The organism is Qipengyuania benthica, from assembly GCF_030717865.1.
Classification (GTDB): Bacteria; Pseudomonadota; Alphaproteobacteria; order Sphingomonadales; family Sphingomonadaceae; genus Qipengyuania; species Qipengyuania benthica.
Map to the genome: position 1 here is coordinate 51,690 of NZ_JAVAIL010000005.1, position 14,784 is coordinate 66,473.

Sequence of the window (14,784 nt, forward strand, 5' to 3'; positions counted from 1 at the left end):
GCCTCAGCCCGGGATCACCGCCTGCGCGCTGGCGCCAGCGCCCGAGGGAGCGGCGATGATGTCGCGGGTGACGCGGCCCTTGGCGACGGTGTTGGTCTCGGGATCGCCCACCGAGGAGCGGATGCCGGGAGCCGCGGCGCCGGCGCGATCGAGGGCGCTGGTTTCGACCGCGCTGCGCTGCGCCGGGCCGCCGAACAATGCCTCGAGCGTCTGCTGCGACGCGGTCCCTTCGGCGGGACGCGGGGCGCCCGGAGCGGGGGGAACGAGGTTGAAATCGGGCGGCACCACCAGCGGCGCCTGGCGCTGGACCGCGAATTCGTCGGGCCGCTCGCGATCGAGGAAGCCGCCGCCGGCGCATGCGGACAGCATGGTCGCCGAGAGGGCGAGCAGGGGGAGGGTGTGGTGCTTGGTCATGAAGTCTTCTCCGCGGCGGAAGGCGCCGTTTCATTCATCAGATCGTCGGCCTTGTCGCGGATGAAAAAGGCGCGGGCAAGGATAATCACCACCCCGATCGTGATCGCGGCATCGGCGACGTTGAAGATCAGGAAGGGCCGGAACTCGCCGAAATGCAGATCGGCGAAATCGACCACATAGCCCAGATCGAAGCGGTCGCGGATATTGCCCAGCGCCCCGCCCAGGATCAGCGCCAGCCCGAAGATCTCGCCCAGCAGCCTTTCGCGCATCATCCACACCGTGACCACCAGCGCGATCAGCCCTGTGACCGCCACCAGCGCCCAGCGCGCCTCGGGGCTGGTCGCCTCGAACATGCCCAGCGAAACGCCGAAATTGCGGGTGAAGCGCAGATCGAAGAACGGCAGCAGTTCCATCGCATCGCCGACCCGGTCGATCCCGAGCCGCTCGGTGACCAGCCATTTGCTCCATTGGTCGATCCCGAAGATGCCCAGCGCGATCCCGCAGCCGATCAGGCGGTTGCGCAGCGTGCGGGTCATGCTGCGGCATCCAGCTGGGCGACGGCGGTCTCGCAGCGATCGCACAGCGCGCCGTCCTCCGCCACGCTGGGGAGCAGCCGCCAGCAGCGACCGCATTTGTCTTCGGGGGAACGGGTCACCTGCACCGCCTCGCTATCCGCAATCGTCACTGACGCGGTGATGAACAATTCCGCCAGCGCGGCTTCGTCGAAGCCCGCGGGCACGCGCGCGGCGGGGACCACGACATCGGCCTCGAGCCCCGAGCGGATCACCTTCTCGCGCCGCAGCGGCTCGATCGCTTCCATCACTTCCTCGCGCAAGCTCCGCAACTCGTCCCAGCGGCTCTGGTCCGCCTCGACACCGGGCACGACAGGCCATTCGAGCAGATGGACGCTGCCGCCCAGCTCGCCGGGCGCGGCGGGGTAGCGCGTCTGCCACACTTCCTCGGCGGTGAAGACCAGCACCGGCGCGGCGTAGCGCACCAGCGCGTGGAACAGCAGGTCGAGTACGGTGCGATAGGCGTTGCGCCGGGTGCTGTCCGGTCCGTCGCAATAGAGCACGTCCTTGCGGATATCGAAGTAGAAGGCCGACAGGTCCTCGTTGCAGAAATCGACCAGCAGGCGGGTGTAGGCGTTGAAATCATAGGCCAGCGCCGCGGCGCGCAGCTTCGCGTCGAGCTCGGCTAGCAATGCCAGCACATAGCGCTCGAGCTCGGGCACCTCGCCCGCATCGCCCATATCGCCGACGAAGCCGTCTAGTGCGCCGAGCAGATAGCGGAAGGTGTTGCGCAGCTTGCGATACTGGTCGGCCACGCCTTTCAGGATCTCGTCGCCGATGCGGTGATCCTCGGTGTAGTCGACGCTCAGCGCCCACAGCCGGATGATGTCGGCGCCGTATTGCTCCATCACCTTCAGGGGATCGATGGTGTTGCCCAGGCTCTTGGACATCTTCTTGCCCTGGCTGTCCATCGTGAAGCCGTGGGTCAGCACCTGGTCGTAGGGCGCCCGGCCGCGGGTGGCGCAGCTTTCCATCAGCGAGGACTGGAACCAGCCGCGATGCTGGTCGGAGCCCTCGAGATAGAGATCGGCGGGCCATTGCAGCGCCGGCCAGCGTCCGCTTTCCAGCGTGAAGACATGGGTACAGCCTGAATCGAACCAGACGTCGAGAATGTCGCCGACCATCTCGTAATCGCCGGGCGCGTAGTCGGGTCCGAGCAGCTCGGCTTTCGCCGCCTCGTTCCAGCCATCGACGCCGGATTCGCGGATGGCGGCGACGATGCGCGCGTTGACCGCGGGATCGCGCAGATAATCATTACCGCCCTTCTTGACGAACAGCGTGATCGGCACCCCCCAGGCGCGCTGGCGCGACAGCACCCAGTCGGGGCGTCCCTCGACCATCGAGCGAATCCGGTTGCGGCCCTTCTCGGGGATGAAATCGACCCGTTCGATTTCGGAGAGCGCGATGGCGCGCAGGGTCGAGCCCTCTGCCTCTACCGACCCCGGCCCATTCGTCATCCCAGCTGAAGCTGGGATCGCTCCCGGCCCGGCGCCTTCACCGCCAGCGGTCCCAGCTTTCGCTGGGACGACGTCGGTGTCGAGCGGCTTGTCCATCGGCACGAACCATTGCGGCGTGCAGCGATAGATCACCTTGGCCTTGGACCGCCAAGAATGCGGATAGGAGTGCGCATAATCCTCCGAGGCCGCGAGCAGCGCGCCCGCTTCGCGCAAATCGTTGCAGATCGGCCCGTCGGGCGCGTTGAACGGCTTGTTGATCACCGCGCGGCGGCGCTCCTTGCCCTCGTTGTCGAGATCCCCGGCGCCCAGCCACGGCCAGTCGTCGCGGTAGCGCCCATCGTCCATCACCGCGAACACCGGCTCGATCCCGACCGTCTTGCACAGAGCGAAGTCGTCCTCGCCGTGATCGGGCGACATGTGGACCAGCCCCGTACCGCTGTCGGTGGTGACGAAATCGCCCGCGAGGAAGGGGCGCGGGCGGGCGTAGAATTCGAGCGCTTTCTGCCACGCCGCCTCGCCCGCCTTGCCATTCTCTCCTTCGTCACCAACCAACTCGTCGCCATGCGCGACATCACCCCCCTCGTCACCCCGGATTTGATCCGGGGTCCCGCTGCCTTCCTGCGCCGCGCCCGAAGGCAGCGGGGCCCCGGCTCGGGGGCCGGGGCGACGGGATTTGAGCAATTCGTAAATCGGGTGACGGGCGAGCGTTCCGGCGAGCTCGGAACCTTTGATCGTCTTGGCAACGGCGCAAATAAGCCCAGTACGTTCAACGAATGATGGCACCAGCTCCTTGGCAATGAGCAACGAGAACGACACCGCCCGCCGCTCTTCGAGAGGCATCTTCTCGAGTTCAAGGCTGGCATCCGCGGCGACGAGAAGAACATACTCGACATCCGGCCCATAGGCGATCGCCTGGTTGACCGGGATCGTCCACGGCGTCGTCGTCCAGATCACCGCGTAGGCGCCCTTGAGCTCTGGCACATTCGGGCTCTCGACAATCTCGAACGCCACGTCGATCTGCGTCGAGACGATGTTCTCATATTCGACCTCGGCCTCGGCCAGCGCGGTCTTTTCGACCGGGCTCCACATCACCGGCTTGGAGCCGCGATAGAGATTGCCCGCCTCGGCGAATTTCATCAGCTCGCCGACGATCGTCGCCTCGGCGGCGAAATCCATCGTCAGATAGGGGTGGTCCCAATCGCCCAGACAGCCCAGCCGCTTGAGCTGCTCGCGCTGGGTGTCGACCCAGCCTTGCGCATAGGCGCGGCATTCGGCGCGGAATTCGGCCGGAGGGACCTCGTCCTTGTTGAGCTTCTTCTTGCGATACTGTTCCTCGACCTTCCACTCGATCGGCAGGCCGTGGCAATCCCAGCCCGGAACATAGGGCGCGTCCTTGCCCAGCAGCGTCTGGGTGCGGCAGACCATGTCCTTGAGCACATGGTTGAGCGCGTGGCCCACATGGATGTCGCCATTGGCATAGGGCGGGCCGTCGTGGAGGATGAACTTCTCGCGGCCCGCGCGCGCGGCGCGCAGCTCCTCGTAGAGCTTCTCCTGCTGCCAGCGCGCGAGGATACCCGGCTCCTTCTGCGGCAGCCCGGCCTTCATGGGAAAATCGGTCTTCGGCAGGAAGACGGTATCTCGGTAATCGCGCGGTTCGGTCATGGCGGCGGGCCTTAGCCGGGGCGGAAGGTTTGGGCAATTTGTTCGCGCGCGGGTGCGAATAGGGGTTTCACACGAAGACACGAAGATGTCGGTCCTGCGGCGAAGCCGCTTCTAGCCAGCTGCCTTGTAGTGAAGTGCTCCTTCGGAGCGGGCGCTACATCTTCGTGTCTTCGTGTGAACCCAACTCGAGCAAGCCCCGCGCCCGCTCGCAATCGGCATCCATCTGCACCACCAGCTCCTCGAGCGAATCGAACTTCGCTTCCGGCCTCAGGAAGTGATGGAACGCCACCTCGATCTCCTGCCCGTAGAGATCGCCGGAAAAGTCGAAGAAATAGGGTTCGAGCAATTCCTTGGGCGGGTCGAACTGCGGGCGGATGCCGACATTGGCGGCGCCCTTCAGAACCTCGCCGGTTGCCAGGATCCGCCCGGTGACCGCGTAGATGCCGTAGCGTGGGCGCAGATAGTGCTCGATCGCGAGATTGGCGGTGGGATAGCCGATGGTGCGGCCGCGCTTGTCGCCATGTTCGACCACGCCGCGGATCGCGAAGGGGCGGGTCAGCAGCCGCGCCGCCTCCTGCGGATCGCCGTCCTTCAGCGCCTCGCGCACCCGGCTGGAGGAGATCGGCGCGCCGCCATCCGTCACTGCGCCGACCGTGCGGGTTTCGAGCCCGCGTGTCGCCCCGAAGCCGCGCAGCAGCGCGACATCGCCCTTCGCGCCCTTACCGTATTTGAAATCCTCGCCGGTCACCACGCCATGCGCGCCCAGCCGCTCGATCAGGATCTGCGCGATGAAGTCTTCGGCGGGGGTGCCCGCCAGCGCGGCGTCGAAATGGAACACCAGCATCGCGGTCGCGCCGGCGGCGAGATAGAGTTCCTGCCGCTGTTCGAGCGTGGTCAGCCGGAACGGCGGCACCTCGGGGCGGAAGAAGCGCACCGGGTGCGGGTCGAAGGTCGCGATGATCGCCGGGCGCCCCTCGGCGCGCGCCCATTCGATCGCCTCGCCCGCGACCTGCTGATGGCCGAGGTGGAAGCCGTCGAAATTGCCCAGCGCGATCACGGCACCGCGCAAGGGTTCGGGGACCGGCTCGCGGTGATCGAGCCATCTCATTCCTCGCACTCCGGCAGCTTGCGATAGGTGACGAAGGAATAGGCCGGCTGGTCGTCTTTCGCGGGATGGTCCTCGCGGCCAACAACCTCCCATCCTGCGCCCAGCGGCGGCATGAAGACGTCGCCGGCGTAATCGGCGTGGATCTCGGTCACTTCGGCGCGGATCGCGTGGGCCATGAAGCTGTCGAAGATCGCCGCGCCGCCGATGACCGCGATTGCGCCCTCGCCCGCCATGGCGAGCGCTTCCTCGACCGAGCGCGCGACTTGCGCGCCCGCGCTGTCCCAGCGTTCCCTTCGGGTCAGCACGATGTGGCGCCGTCCCGGCAGCAGCCCGGGCAGGCTCTCGAAGGTCTTGCGCCCCATGATCATCGGACGGCCCATCGTCTGCGCCTTGAAATGCGCCAGATCGGCGGGAAGGTGCCAGGGCAGCCGTCCCTCGTGCCCGATCGCGCCATTGGCGGCGCGGGCATAGATCAGGAAGATTTCGCGGCTCACGAGTGGGGCTGGCGGCTCGGGCGGGTCAACTGGGTGACATGACCCATCTTGCGACCCGCGCGTGCCTGCTTCTTCCCATAGAGATGCAGATGCGTGTCGGGTTCGGCGAGCCGCGCCAGCGCGCTGGCGGAATCCTTGCCGACGAGGTTGGTCATCGTCACGCTCTCGGCCACGGCAGCAGTGTCGCCCAGCGGCAGCCCCGCCACCGCGCGCATGTGGTTGGCGAACTGGCTGGTCACCGCGCCCTCGATCGTCCAATGCCCCGAATTGTGGACCCGCGGTGCCATCTCGTTGAAGACAGGGCCTTTTTCGGTCGCGAAAAACTCCAGCGTCAGCACCCCGACATAATCCAGCGCATCCGCCACCCGCTTCGCCAGCGCATGGGCTTCATCAACTTGCGCCGCGATTCTCTCCCCCGCCGGCAGCGAAGAGGTCGCCAGAATCCCGTCGCGATGCACATTGCGGGTCGGTTCCCAGAACCGCACCGCGCCATCGCGTCCCCGCACCAGGATCACCGAAAACTCCGCCGCGAAATCGACGAAGCCCTCGTAGATCGCCGGACCGCCGGACAGCGGCACGCCATCGGCATCATGCGCCGATTCGATCCGCCACTGGCCCTTGCCGTCATAGCCCTCGCGCCGGGTCTTGAGGATGCCCGGCGCCCCGATCCGCTCGATCGCGGCGACCAGATCGGCGCGCGAATCGACCGCGGCATGGAGCGCGGGCCGACCGCCGAGCCCCTCGACGAAGCGCTTCTCCGCCAGCCGGTCCTGCGCCACTTCGAGAGCCTTGCGCGGCGGGAACACCGCATCGACCGGCAGCGTGTCGAACACGCTCAGCGGCACATTCTCGAATTCATAGGTGATCGCATCGCATTGCGCGGCGAAGGCCGCCAGCGCGGCGGTATCGTCCCAGCGGGCGGTGAAGAAATCGGCGCAGAGCTCGGCGGCAACATTGTCGCCCTCGGGTGCAAATCCGACGCAGCGATAGCCCAGCCGTGCGCCCTCGATCGCCAGCATTCGGCCCAACTGACCACCGCCGAGAATCCCGATCGTGCTGCCCTGTTTCAGCATCACTCCTCCGGTCGTTCCGCCACGGCATCGCTGCGCGCCTGCCGCCAGGTCTTGAGCCGTCCGGTCAGCGCGGCATCGCTGCCCGCCAGGATGCTCGCGGCGAGCAGGCCGGCATTGGTCGCCCCGGCCTCGCCGATCGCCAGCGTCCCCACCGGCACGCCCGCGGGCATCTGGACGATCGAGAGCAGGCTGTCCTGACCGCTCAGCGCGCGCGACTGCACCGGCACGCCCAGCACCGGCAGATGCGTCAGCGCCGCGATCATCCCCGGCAAATGCGCTGCGCCGCCCGCGCCGGCGACGATCACGGCGATGCCTTCGCCCTCGGCTGCCCGCGCGAAGTCGTACATGCGGTCCGGCGTGCGGTGCGCCGAGACGATCCGGACGTCGACGGCGACCTCGAGCTCCTCGAGAATGTCGGCGCAATGCTTCATCGTCGGCCAGTCGGACTGGCTGCCCATCACGATCGCGACTTTCGCCTGCTCCGCCATCCTCACGCGTCCCTGAGGTAGTAGCGCTCGCCCGAGGGGCGCAGATCGTCGCCGAACTCGTAGACGATCGGCTGGCCGGTGGGGATCTCCAGCCCGGTGATGTCCTCGTCGGATATGTTCGACAGATGCTTCACCAGTGCGCGCAGCGAGTTGCCATGCGCGGAAATGATGACCGTCTCCCCGCTGGCCAGCACCGGGCGGATGTCGCTTTCCCAATAGGGCAGCACGCGCTCGATGGTGAGCTTGAGGCTTTCGGCAAGAGGAATGTCTATTCCGGCGTAGCGCGCATCCGAGGCCAGGTCGTACTCGCTGCCGGGCTCAAGATCGGGCGGGGGCACATCGAAGCTGCGGCGCCAGACATGGACCTGTTCGTCGCCGTGCCGGTCGCGGGTTTCCTGCTTGTCGAGCCCGGTCAGTCCGCCGTAATGCCGCTCGTTGAGCCGCCAGTCCTTCACCACCGGAATCCACAACCGGTCGCAGGCCTCTAGCGCCAGATTGAGCGTCTTGATGGCGCGGGTCTGATAGGAGGTGAAGGCGTAGGTGGGCAGTACGCCGCGCTCGGCGAGCAGCCACCCCGCCGCGATCGCCTCCTCGACGCCCTTTTCGGTCAGATCCACATCCCACCAGCCGGTGAAGCGGTTGGCGAGGTTCCATTCGCTCTGGCCGTGGCGCACGAGAATGAGTTTGGGCATGAATGCTCCGGGCAAATCCTAGGAGCGCGCTTCGTTAGCCGCCCGCATCGGGTTTTGGAAGCGCAGCATCCGATTCGTTTTGCTGGCGCGCCTGCGCCTTGCGGCGGCGCAGGTTCTCGCGCAATCGCGCGGCCAGCCGTTCCTCGCGCGCCGCCTTGGGATCGGGTTTTGCCATGGCGGTGCTTGTGGCGGCGAAGCGCGCGAAGCTCAAGCATCGCTTGACATTGGCTCCGGCTCTGACAATAGCGCGCGCCTCCTGCATCCCCCGGGTTTTCGGGGCAGGTTCCGTGCTGCTGTAGCTCAGTGGTAGAGCGCGTCATTGGTAATGACGAGGTCGGGAGTTCAATCCTCCCCAGCAGCACCATTTTCCGATCAGAATCGAGTCGATACCGGTGCGAGCGCGGAGGCGCTTGCGCAATGCGGCGCGCTGCGCCACCTGTCCGCCCCTGATTTGAGGGGGAGGACGAAACCGGCATGCATTTCCAGCTTACCGAACAGCAGCGCGAGCTGCAGGACGCCGCGCGCGCATTCGCGCAGAAGGAGCTGCCCGAGCTGGCGCGCGAGATGGAGGAGAAGGATTTCTCCGTCCCCGCCGAGATGGTCCGCCGCTATGGCGAGATGGGGTTTCTCGGGGTCAATCTGCCCGAGCAATATGGCGGACTGGGGCTGGGGCATTTCGAGGCGATCCTGGTGCTCGAACAATTCGCGATGATCTCCAACGCGGTCGCCTTTCCGGTGTTCGAGGCGCTGGTCGGCCCGGTGCGGACGCTCGAACGGTTCGGTTCGGAGGAGCTCAAGGCGCGGATCGTCCCGCAGGTCACCGCGGGCGAGGCGACGGTGGCAGTGTCCATGTCCGAACCCGATGCCGGGACGGCGCTGACCGAACTGACCACCCGCGCCAGCGACGAGGGCGATCACTATCTGCTCAACGGCACCAAGCGCTGGACCAGCGGCGCGGGCCATGCCCGCTATTATGTCACTTATTGCCGCCTTTCGGACGAGCCGGCCGCCAGGGGAATCGGTGCCCTGCTGGTCGATAAGGAGATGGAGGGGGTATCCTTCGGCGCGCGCGAGGAGCTGATGGGCTTTCGCGGGATCGAGACGCGCGACATCCGCTTCGACGGCGTGAAGGTGCCCAAGGACAATCTGGTGATCGGCGCGGGCGGCTTCGGGCAGCTGATGCAGGCCTTCGGGCTGGAGCGCTGCGGCAACGCGACGCAGAGCCTCGGGCTCGCGCAGGCCGCGCTCGATCAGGCGATCGAATACACGCAGGAGCGCAAGGCCTTCGGCAAGCCGATCGTCGACTTCCAGGGGGTGCAGCTGAAGCTAGCGGAAATGGCGATGCGGGTCGAGGCGGCGCGGCTGCTGATCTATCGGGCGGTGGTCAATTCCGCCGAACAGGCGAACGGACTGCCTTCGGTCTACGAAAGCAGCGTCGCCAAATGCTACGCCAACGAGATCGTCCGCGAGGTGGCCGCGCAGGGGATGCAGGTGATGGGCGGCTATGGCTATCACAAGGAATACGGGATGGAGCAGCGGCTGCGCGACGGTTTCGCCTGGGGGATCGCGGGGGGCGCGATCGATGTCCAGAAGACCAATATCACCGCCGCGATGATCGGTCGCAGGTTCGACCAGCGGCGTTGATTCGTATCAGTGTATTGCGTAGATAGGACGCCGATGGATGATCCGATCGAAGACGACGGCCCGCTGACTCCGCTGGACCCGGCCTACAGGTCGGTTATGCGGATCGTTACCGCGATCTGGCTGGCGATCCTGCTGGTTCCGGTAATCGCCGCCGAAGTGGTGATCCCGGGCTGGCATGGCGTCGTCGCGGTCCCCTATCTGCTGTTGGCTTCGGCCATCCTCCTGCGCCTCCCGCAGCGCCGCTGGCAGGCGCGTGGCTATGTGATGGCCGACGAGCGGTTGCGGGTGGTCAGGGGACTGCTGTTCCATTCGGACACCGTGGTGCCGTTCGGACGGGTGCAGCATATCGACGTCGACCAGGGCCCGCTCGAGCGCGCCTACGAGATCGCCACGCTGACGGTGCACACCGCCGGCAGCCACAACGCTTCGGTCCATCTGCCGGGGCTCAAGCACGCCGATGCGCTGGCGATGCGCGATGCGATCCGCGCTGCGATCCGGCGCGACACGCTGTGACGGGCGACGGGGTTACGGGCGACCGGCCCCTGCCGGAAAGCGCCGCTCTGGAGCAACCCGCACCCGCCGACGTGGGCGAGGCGCGGCGCACCGACCCCAAGAGCTTCATCGTCGGCGCGGTCGCCTCGCTGGGACAGGTCGCGCTTCCGCTGGCCTTCGGCGCCTATGCGGTGCTCGACGGCGAACCGGCCAGGCTGCTGTTCGCCGTTCCCGCGATGCTCGCCATCCTCGCCGTCAGCACCGCGCTGGCCTATCTTCACTGGTACCGCTTCACCTACCGTGTCGGCGCGCAGGACATTCGCGTCGAGAGCGGGCTGATCTCGCGCGCCGCGCGGTCGGTGCCGTATGAGCGGATCCAGGATGTCAGCCTCGAGCAGAAGCTGCTCCCCAGGCTGTTCGGGCTGGTCGAGGTGCGGTTCGAGACGGGAGCGGGAGGCAAGGACGAGCTCAAGCTTTCCTATCTCGCCGAGGCCGAGGGCGAACGGTTGCGCGAACTGGTCCGCGGGCAGAAGGATGGGGCGGCTCCTGCATCCAATCCGGACAAGCTCGCAGAAAGCCTGGAGGCGCCGACCCTGTTCGCGATGGGGCCGCGCCGCGTCGTCACCTTCGGATTGTTCGAGTTCTCGCTCGCGGTGGTCGCGGTGGTGGCGGGTCTCGCACAGCAGTTCGATTTCCTGCTGCCCTTCGACCTGTGGGATTTCGACGCCTGGCAGGACCGGCTGGCGGGTCCCGGTCGCTGGTTGGCGGGGCTGGGCGTCGCCGCGCAGATTGCCGGCGGGATCATTGCGGTGGCGACCTTCGTCGCGCTTGGCTTCCTCACCGGGCTGGTCCGCACAGCTTTGCGCGAATGGGACTTCCGGCTCGAGCGGACCGACAAGGGTCTGCGCCGCCGCCGCGGGCTGCTGACGCGCACCGATGTGGTGATGCCGATCCACCGGGTGCAGGCGCTGCGGATCGGTACGGGGGCGGTGCGCCGCTGGTTCGGCTGGCGCGAGCTCAAACTGGTCAGCCTGGCGCAGGACAGCGGTTCGGCCAATCACAGCGTCGCCCCTTTCGCAAAGGCCGAGGAAATCGCACCGATCGTGGCGGTGACGGGGTTTCACCTGCCGGGCGAACGCTTCGATTGGCAGAGGGTCACCCGCCAGTACCGGACCGACCGGGTCGTGCTGGCGGGTCTGGCGCTGTCGGGAATGACCGTTGGGCTGGCGGTGGCCGGGCAGGGCTGGCTTGTGGTTGTTCCGTCCATCGGCTTCGCAATCATTGCGGCTCTGGAATTCGCCAACTGGCGCTTCGTCGCCAACGGGTTCGATGCCAGCCAACTTTTCCTTCGCCGCAACTTTCTGGCGCCGAAGATCGCGATCGCCTCGCGGGTGAAGCTGCAATCTGTCGAGATCAGCCGGGGCCCGATCGCTCGGCGGCGCGGCTATGCCACGCTCAGCCTCGGACTTGCCGGGGGCAAGTTCACGATCTCGGGGATATCGCCCGAGCGGGCGCGGCAATTGCGCGCGGCGGTGCTCGCGTCGATCGCGGATCGCGACTTCAGCGAGCTGGTCTAGCCGCGCAAATCGCTCCAGCCGGGGTTCTCGTCGAACTTCGCGGCGACGTAGGAGCAGGCGGGCACGATCTTGAAGCCCTGTTCGCGGGCATCGGCGACCAGCGCCTCGACCAGTTCCATGGCGATGCCCTGGCCGCGCAGCGCAGGCGGGACCAGCGTATGGTCGGCCACCCGCGAACCGCCGCGCTTCACCCAGGTCAGCTTGCCGCTGGCATCGCTGCCGGAAACGCGAGCGAGGTATTCGCCGCTGTCACCATTGTCGTGTCGTTCGATCGTCACATCGCGGTCGGCCATTGCCGGGGGATCCTTTCGCCGTCTTGCAAGCAACGCCTGCCGCTCTATGGGCGTTCCGATGCAGTTTCTCTCCGACAACGCCGCCGCCGTCCACCCGCTCGTGTGGGAGGCGATGCATGCCGCCGACGCTTCGGATGCGCCCTATGATGGCGATGGCCTGTCGCGCGAGCTCGATGCGCGGTTCTCCCACCTGTTCGGGCGCGACTGCGCTGCACTGTGGGTGGCGACCGGCACCGCCGCCAATTGCCTCGCGCTCGCGACCATGGTCCAGCCGCACGGCGCGGTGGTGTGCCACGAGGAAGCGCATATCGAGATGGACGAAGGCGGCGCGCCCGGCTTCTACCTCCACGGCGCCAAGCTGCTGCTGGTGCCGGGCGAGGGTGCGAAGCTGACGCCGGAGACCGTCCGCGCCGCGATCGATCCGATCCGCGACGATGTCCACCAGGTCCAGCCGCATGCAGTGTCGATCACCCAGGCGAGCGAATATGGCTGTGCCTATCGCGCCGATGAGGTGGCCGCGATCGCGTCGCTGGCGAAGCAGCGCGGGCTGGGGCTGCATATGGACGGCGCGCGCTTCGCCAATGCGACCGCCTTTCTCGATTGCAGCGCCTCCCAAGCCGCCGGCGCGGTCGACGCGCTCAGCTTCGGCTGCATCAAGAACGGCGCGATGAGCGCCGAGGCGATCCTGTTGTTCGATCCGGCGGCGGCGGATGTCGCGCGCTATCGCCGCAAGCGCGCGGGCCATCTGCAGTCCAAGGGCCGCTTTCTCGCCGCGCAATTGCTGGCGATGCTCGAGGGCGACCTGTGGCTGCACAACGCCCGCGCCGCCAATGCCGCCGCGCAGGAGATCGCCGGTGCCGCCGCCGACCGGCTGATGCATCCGGTCGAGGCCAACGAGCTGTTCGTGCGCTGCAGCGCCGCGGAGCGCGAGGCTTTGCGCCAGCAGGGCTTCGGTTTCTACGACTGGGGCGCGGATGCCGCGCGCTTCGTCACCGCCTGGAACACGCGAGCAGAAGACGCCGCAGCGCTCGCCCGGGCGCTCGCGGGCCTGTGAGCAACGCCGCGCCCGCAAATCCCGCCGATCACGCGCTGCTGCGGCCGCGGATCGTCCTTCCCTTCCTGCTGACCGGGATGATCTGGGGTTCGACCTGGTGGGTGATCACCGACCAGATCGACGGGGTGCCGCCCAGCTGGTCGGTGGCGATCCGCTTTGCGGTGGCGACCCCGGCGATGTTCCTGCTGCTGCTGGCGATGCGCAAGACGCTCAGGATCGGCAGGGCGGGGCACTGGCTCGCGCTGGCGATCGGGGTCACTCAGTTCTGCGGCAATTTCAACTTCGTCTACCGCGCCGAGCTGCACCTCACCTCTGGGATCGTCGCAGTGCTGTTCACCATGCTGATCGTCTCCAATGCAGTGTTCGGCTGGTGGCTGCTGGGGCAGCGGATCACGCGCAATTTCGTCGCCGGAACCCTGGTGGCGCTGTGCGGGATCGGGCTGCTGCTGTGGCACGAGGCGGGGCTCAACCCGCTGGGCGGCTCGATCGGTCTGGGGATTGTCTGGGCGGTGCTGGGGATATTGTGCGCCAGCATCGCCAATGTCGTCCAGGCCAACACGACCGGGCGCTCGCTGCCGATGGTGAGCCTGCTGGCCTGGGCGATGCTCTACGGTACGATCGCCGATTTGGCGCTTGCCTGGTGGACCGCGGGGCCGCCGGTGCTGCCCGAGCGGCCAAGTTTCTGGCTGGGGATCGGCTGGCTGGCGCTCGCGGGGAGCGTGGTGACCTTCCCGCTGCATTACACGCTGGTGCGCCAGATCGGCGCGGGCCGCGCCGCCTATAACGGCATCGTCACCGTGATCGTGGCGATGCTGCTCTCGACGCTGTTCGAGGATTATCGCTGGACCGCGTGGACCGGGCTTGGGGCGGCGCTGTCGCTGTGCGGGCTGGTGATCGCGCTGCGCGCCCGCAGCGTGCCGACCCCGCCGCTGGGCGATGCCCCGCTAGAGAAGCCCGCGTAAGCCTTCGCGATAGGTCGGGTAGGCCGGGCTCCAGCCGAGCACGCGCCTGGCCTTCCCGTTGGCGACCCGGCGGTTCTCGGCATAGAAGCCGCGCGCCATCGGCGAGAGCCCGGCCTGTTCGATGCTCTGCAAGGGGGGCGGCTCGATCCCCAGCAGGCGGCAGGCCTCCTCGATCACCGCGTTCTGGCTGGTGGGCCAATCGTCGGCGAGATTGTAGGCGCCGGGCGCCGCGTCGCTTTCGAGAGCGGCGACCACGCCCGAGACGATATCCTCCACATGCACCCGGCTGAACACCTGACCGGGCAGGTCGATGCGATGCGCCTTGCCTTGTCGCACCCGCTCGAAAGCGCTGCGGCCCGGTCCGTAGATCCCCGGCAGCCGGAACACGCGCGCGCCCGTTTCCAGCCAGCGCGAATCGCATTGCGCGCGCGCGCTGCGACGCCCGGTGCCGGTGGGCGAGGCCTCGTCGACCCAGGCGCCAGCCGCATCGCCATAGACCCCGGTGGAAGAAAGATAGCCGAGCCATTTTCCGCCCAGCGCTTCGGCGTAGAGGTCGAGCACCGGATCGCTGTCGTCGGCGGGCGGGACCGAGGAGAGGACATGGCTGCAGCTGGCCAGCGCCCGGCCCACCGCCTCGCGATCGGCGAAATCCAGCGCTCCGTCGCTGCCCGTGGCCACCACTTCCCACCCTCGCGCCGTCAGCGCTTGCGCGATCCGCTTGGCGGTGTAGCCCAGGCCGAAAATGAACAATCGTGACATCGGTTCGTATTAGCTCAAAGCTCCCCATATTGAAGCCTCACGC

General features: G+C 67.3%; 16 protein-coding genes and 1 tRNA gene. 6 read left to right on the plus strand and 11 right to left on the minus strand.

Annotated elements, in window-relative coordinates:
* Positions 1-3: 3 nt before the first annotated feature.
* From Q9K01_RS13355 to Q9K01_RS13395, 9 genes are all read right to left on the minus strand, one after another.
* Complete coding sequence (locus Q9K01_RS13355; RefSeq protein ID WP_305930619.1) at positions 4-414, minus strand: DUF3035 domain-containing protein; 411 nt, start codon at positions 412-414, stop codon at positions 4-6.
* Positions 411-950, minus strand: a complete 540-nt coding sequence (lspA, locus tag Q9K01_RS13360; RefSeq protein ID WP_305930620.1) for a signal peptidase II — start codon at positions 948-950, stop codon at positions 411-413. Before lspA ends, Q9K01_RS13355 begins: the two co-directional genes overlap by 4 nt.
* Positions 947-4,105, minus strand: coding sequence for an isoleucine--tRNA ligase (gene ileS, locus Q9K01_RS13365; protein WP_305930621.1), 3,159 nt, complete (start codon positions 4,103-4,105; stop codon positions 947-949). The genes lspA and ileS overlap by 4 nt, the downstream gene beginning before the upstream one ends.
* Before the next feature lie 154 nt (positions 4,106-4,259).
* Positions 4,260-5,213, minus strand: a complete 954-nt coding sequence (locus tag Q9K01_RS13370) for a bifunctional riboflavin kinase/FAD synthetase (protein WP_305930622.1) — start codon at positions 5,211-5,213, stop codon at positions 4,260-4,262.
* Complete coding sequence (locus tag Q9K01_RS13375) at positions 5,210-5,707, minus strand: dihydrofolate reductase (protein WP_305930623.1); 498 nt, start codon at positions 5,705-5,707, stop codon at positions 5,210-5,212. The genes Q9K01_RS13370 and Q9K01_RS13375 overlap by 4 nt, the downstream gene beginning before the upstream one ends.
* Entirely contained in the window at positions 5,704-6,780 is a 1,077-nt protein-coding gene (locus Q9K01_RS13380; protein WP_305930624.1) for a 5-(carboxyamino)imidazole ribonucleotide synthase, read from the minus strand. Before Q9K01_RS13380 ends, Q9K01_RS13375 begins: the two co-directional genes overlap by 4 nt.
* A complete protein-coding gene (gene purE, locus Q9K01_RS13385) occupies positions 6,780-7,268 on the minus strand; it encodes a 5-(carboxyamino)imidazole ribonucleotide mutase (protein ID WP_305930625.1) in 489 nt (162 codons plus the stop codon). The genes Q9K01_RS13380 and purE overlap by 1 nt, the downstream gene beginning before the upstream one ends.
* A gap of 2 nt (positions 7,269-7,270) precedes the next feature.
* Complete coding sequence (gene gpmA / locus Q9K01_RS13390; RefSeq protein ID WP_305930626.1) at positions 7,271-7,960, minus strand: 2,3-diphosphoglycerate-dependent phosphoglycerate mutase; 690 nt, start codon at positions 7,958-7,960, stop codon at positions 7,271-7,273.
* A gap of 34 nt (positions 7,961-7,994) precedes the next feature.
* Positions 7,995-8,135, minus strand: a complete 141-nt coding sequence (locus Q9K01_RS13395) for a hypothetical protein (protein WP_305930627.1) — start codon at positions 8,133-8,135, stop codon at positions 7,995-7,997.
* 114 nt (positions 8,136-8,249) lie between these two features.
* Between Q9K01_RS13395 and Q9K01_RS13400 the strand changes: the two genes are divergently transcribed.
* The 4 genes from Q9K01_RS13400 to Q9K01_RS13415 all read left to right on the plus strand — a co-directional run bounded on the left by Q9K01_RS13400 (position 8,250) and on the right by Q9K01_RS13415 (position 11,673).
* Positions 8,250-8,324, plus strand: a tRNA-Thr gene (locus Q9K01_RS13400).
* A 110-nt stretch (positions 8,325-8,434) separates the two neighbouring features.
* Complete coding sequence (locus Q9K01_RS13405; RefSeq protein WP_305930628.1) at positions 8,435-9,604, plus strand: acyl-CoA dehydrogenase family protein; 1,170 nt, start codon at positions 8,435-8,437, stop codon at positions 9,602-9,604.
* Positions 9,605-9,637: 33 nt separating this feature from the next.
* Positions 9,638-10,117, plus strand: a complete 480-nt coding sequence (locus tag Q9K01_RS13410; protein WP_305930629.1) for a PH domain-containing protein — start codon at positions 9,638-9,640, stop codon at positions 10,115-10,117.
* Positions 10,114-11,673, plus strand: coding sequence for a PH domain-containing protein (locus Q9K01_RS13415; RefSeq protein ID WP_305930630.1), 1,560 nt, complete (start codon positions 10,114-10,116; stop codon positions 11,671-11,673). Before Q9K01_RS13410 ends, Q9K01_RS13415 begins: the two co-directional genes overlap by 4 nt.
* On the opposite strand, the gene Q9K01_RS13420 is transcribed toward Q9K01_RS13415, so the two are convergent.
* On the minus strand, positions 11,670-11,966 hold the full coding sequence (locus tag Q9K01_RS13420; protein WP_305930631.1) for a GNAT family N-acetyltransferase: 297 nt from the start codon (positions 11,964-11,966) through the stop codon (positions 11,670-11,672). The genes Q9K01_RS13415 and Q9K01_RS13420 overlap by 4 nt on opposite strands.
* A 58-nt stretch (positions 11,967-12,024) precedes the next feature.
* Here Q9K01_RS13420 and Q9K01_RS13425 point away from each other — a divergent pair, with 58 nt between their 5' ends.
* Both Q9K01_RS13425 and Q9K01_RS13430 read left to right on the plus strand, forming a co-directional pair.
* Entirely contained in the window at positions 12,025-13,020 is a 996-nt protein-coding gene (locus Q9K01_RS13425; RefSeq protein ID WP_305930632.1) for a threonine aldolase family protein, read from the plus strand.
* The gene (locus Q9K01_RS13430) at positions 13,017-13,982 is read left to right on the plus strand and encodes a DMT family transporter (RefSeq protein WP_305930633.1); all 966 of its coding nucleotides are present in this window, start codon (positions 13,017-13,019) and stop codon (positions 13,980-13,982) included. Before Q9K01_RS13425 ends, Q9K01_RS13430 begins: the two co-directional genes overlap by 4 nt.
* On the opposite strand, the gene Q9K01_RS13435 is transcribed toward Q9K01_RS13430, so the two are convergent.
* The gene (locus Q9K01_RS13435; protein WP_305930634.1) at positions 13,965-14,741 is read right to left on the minus strand and encodes a Rossmann-fold NAD(P)-binding domain-containing protein; all 777 of its coding nucleotides are present in this window, start codon (positions 14,739-14,741) and stop codon (positions 13,965-13,967) included. The two genes, Q9K01_RS13430 and Q9K01_RS13435, sit on opposite strands and share 18 nt — an antisense overlap.
* Between the last annotated feature and the right edge of the window lie 43 nt (positions 14,742-14,784).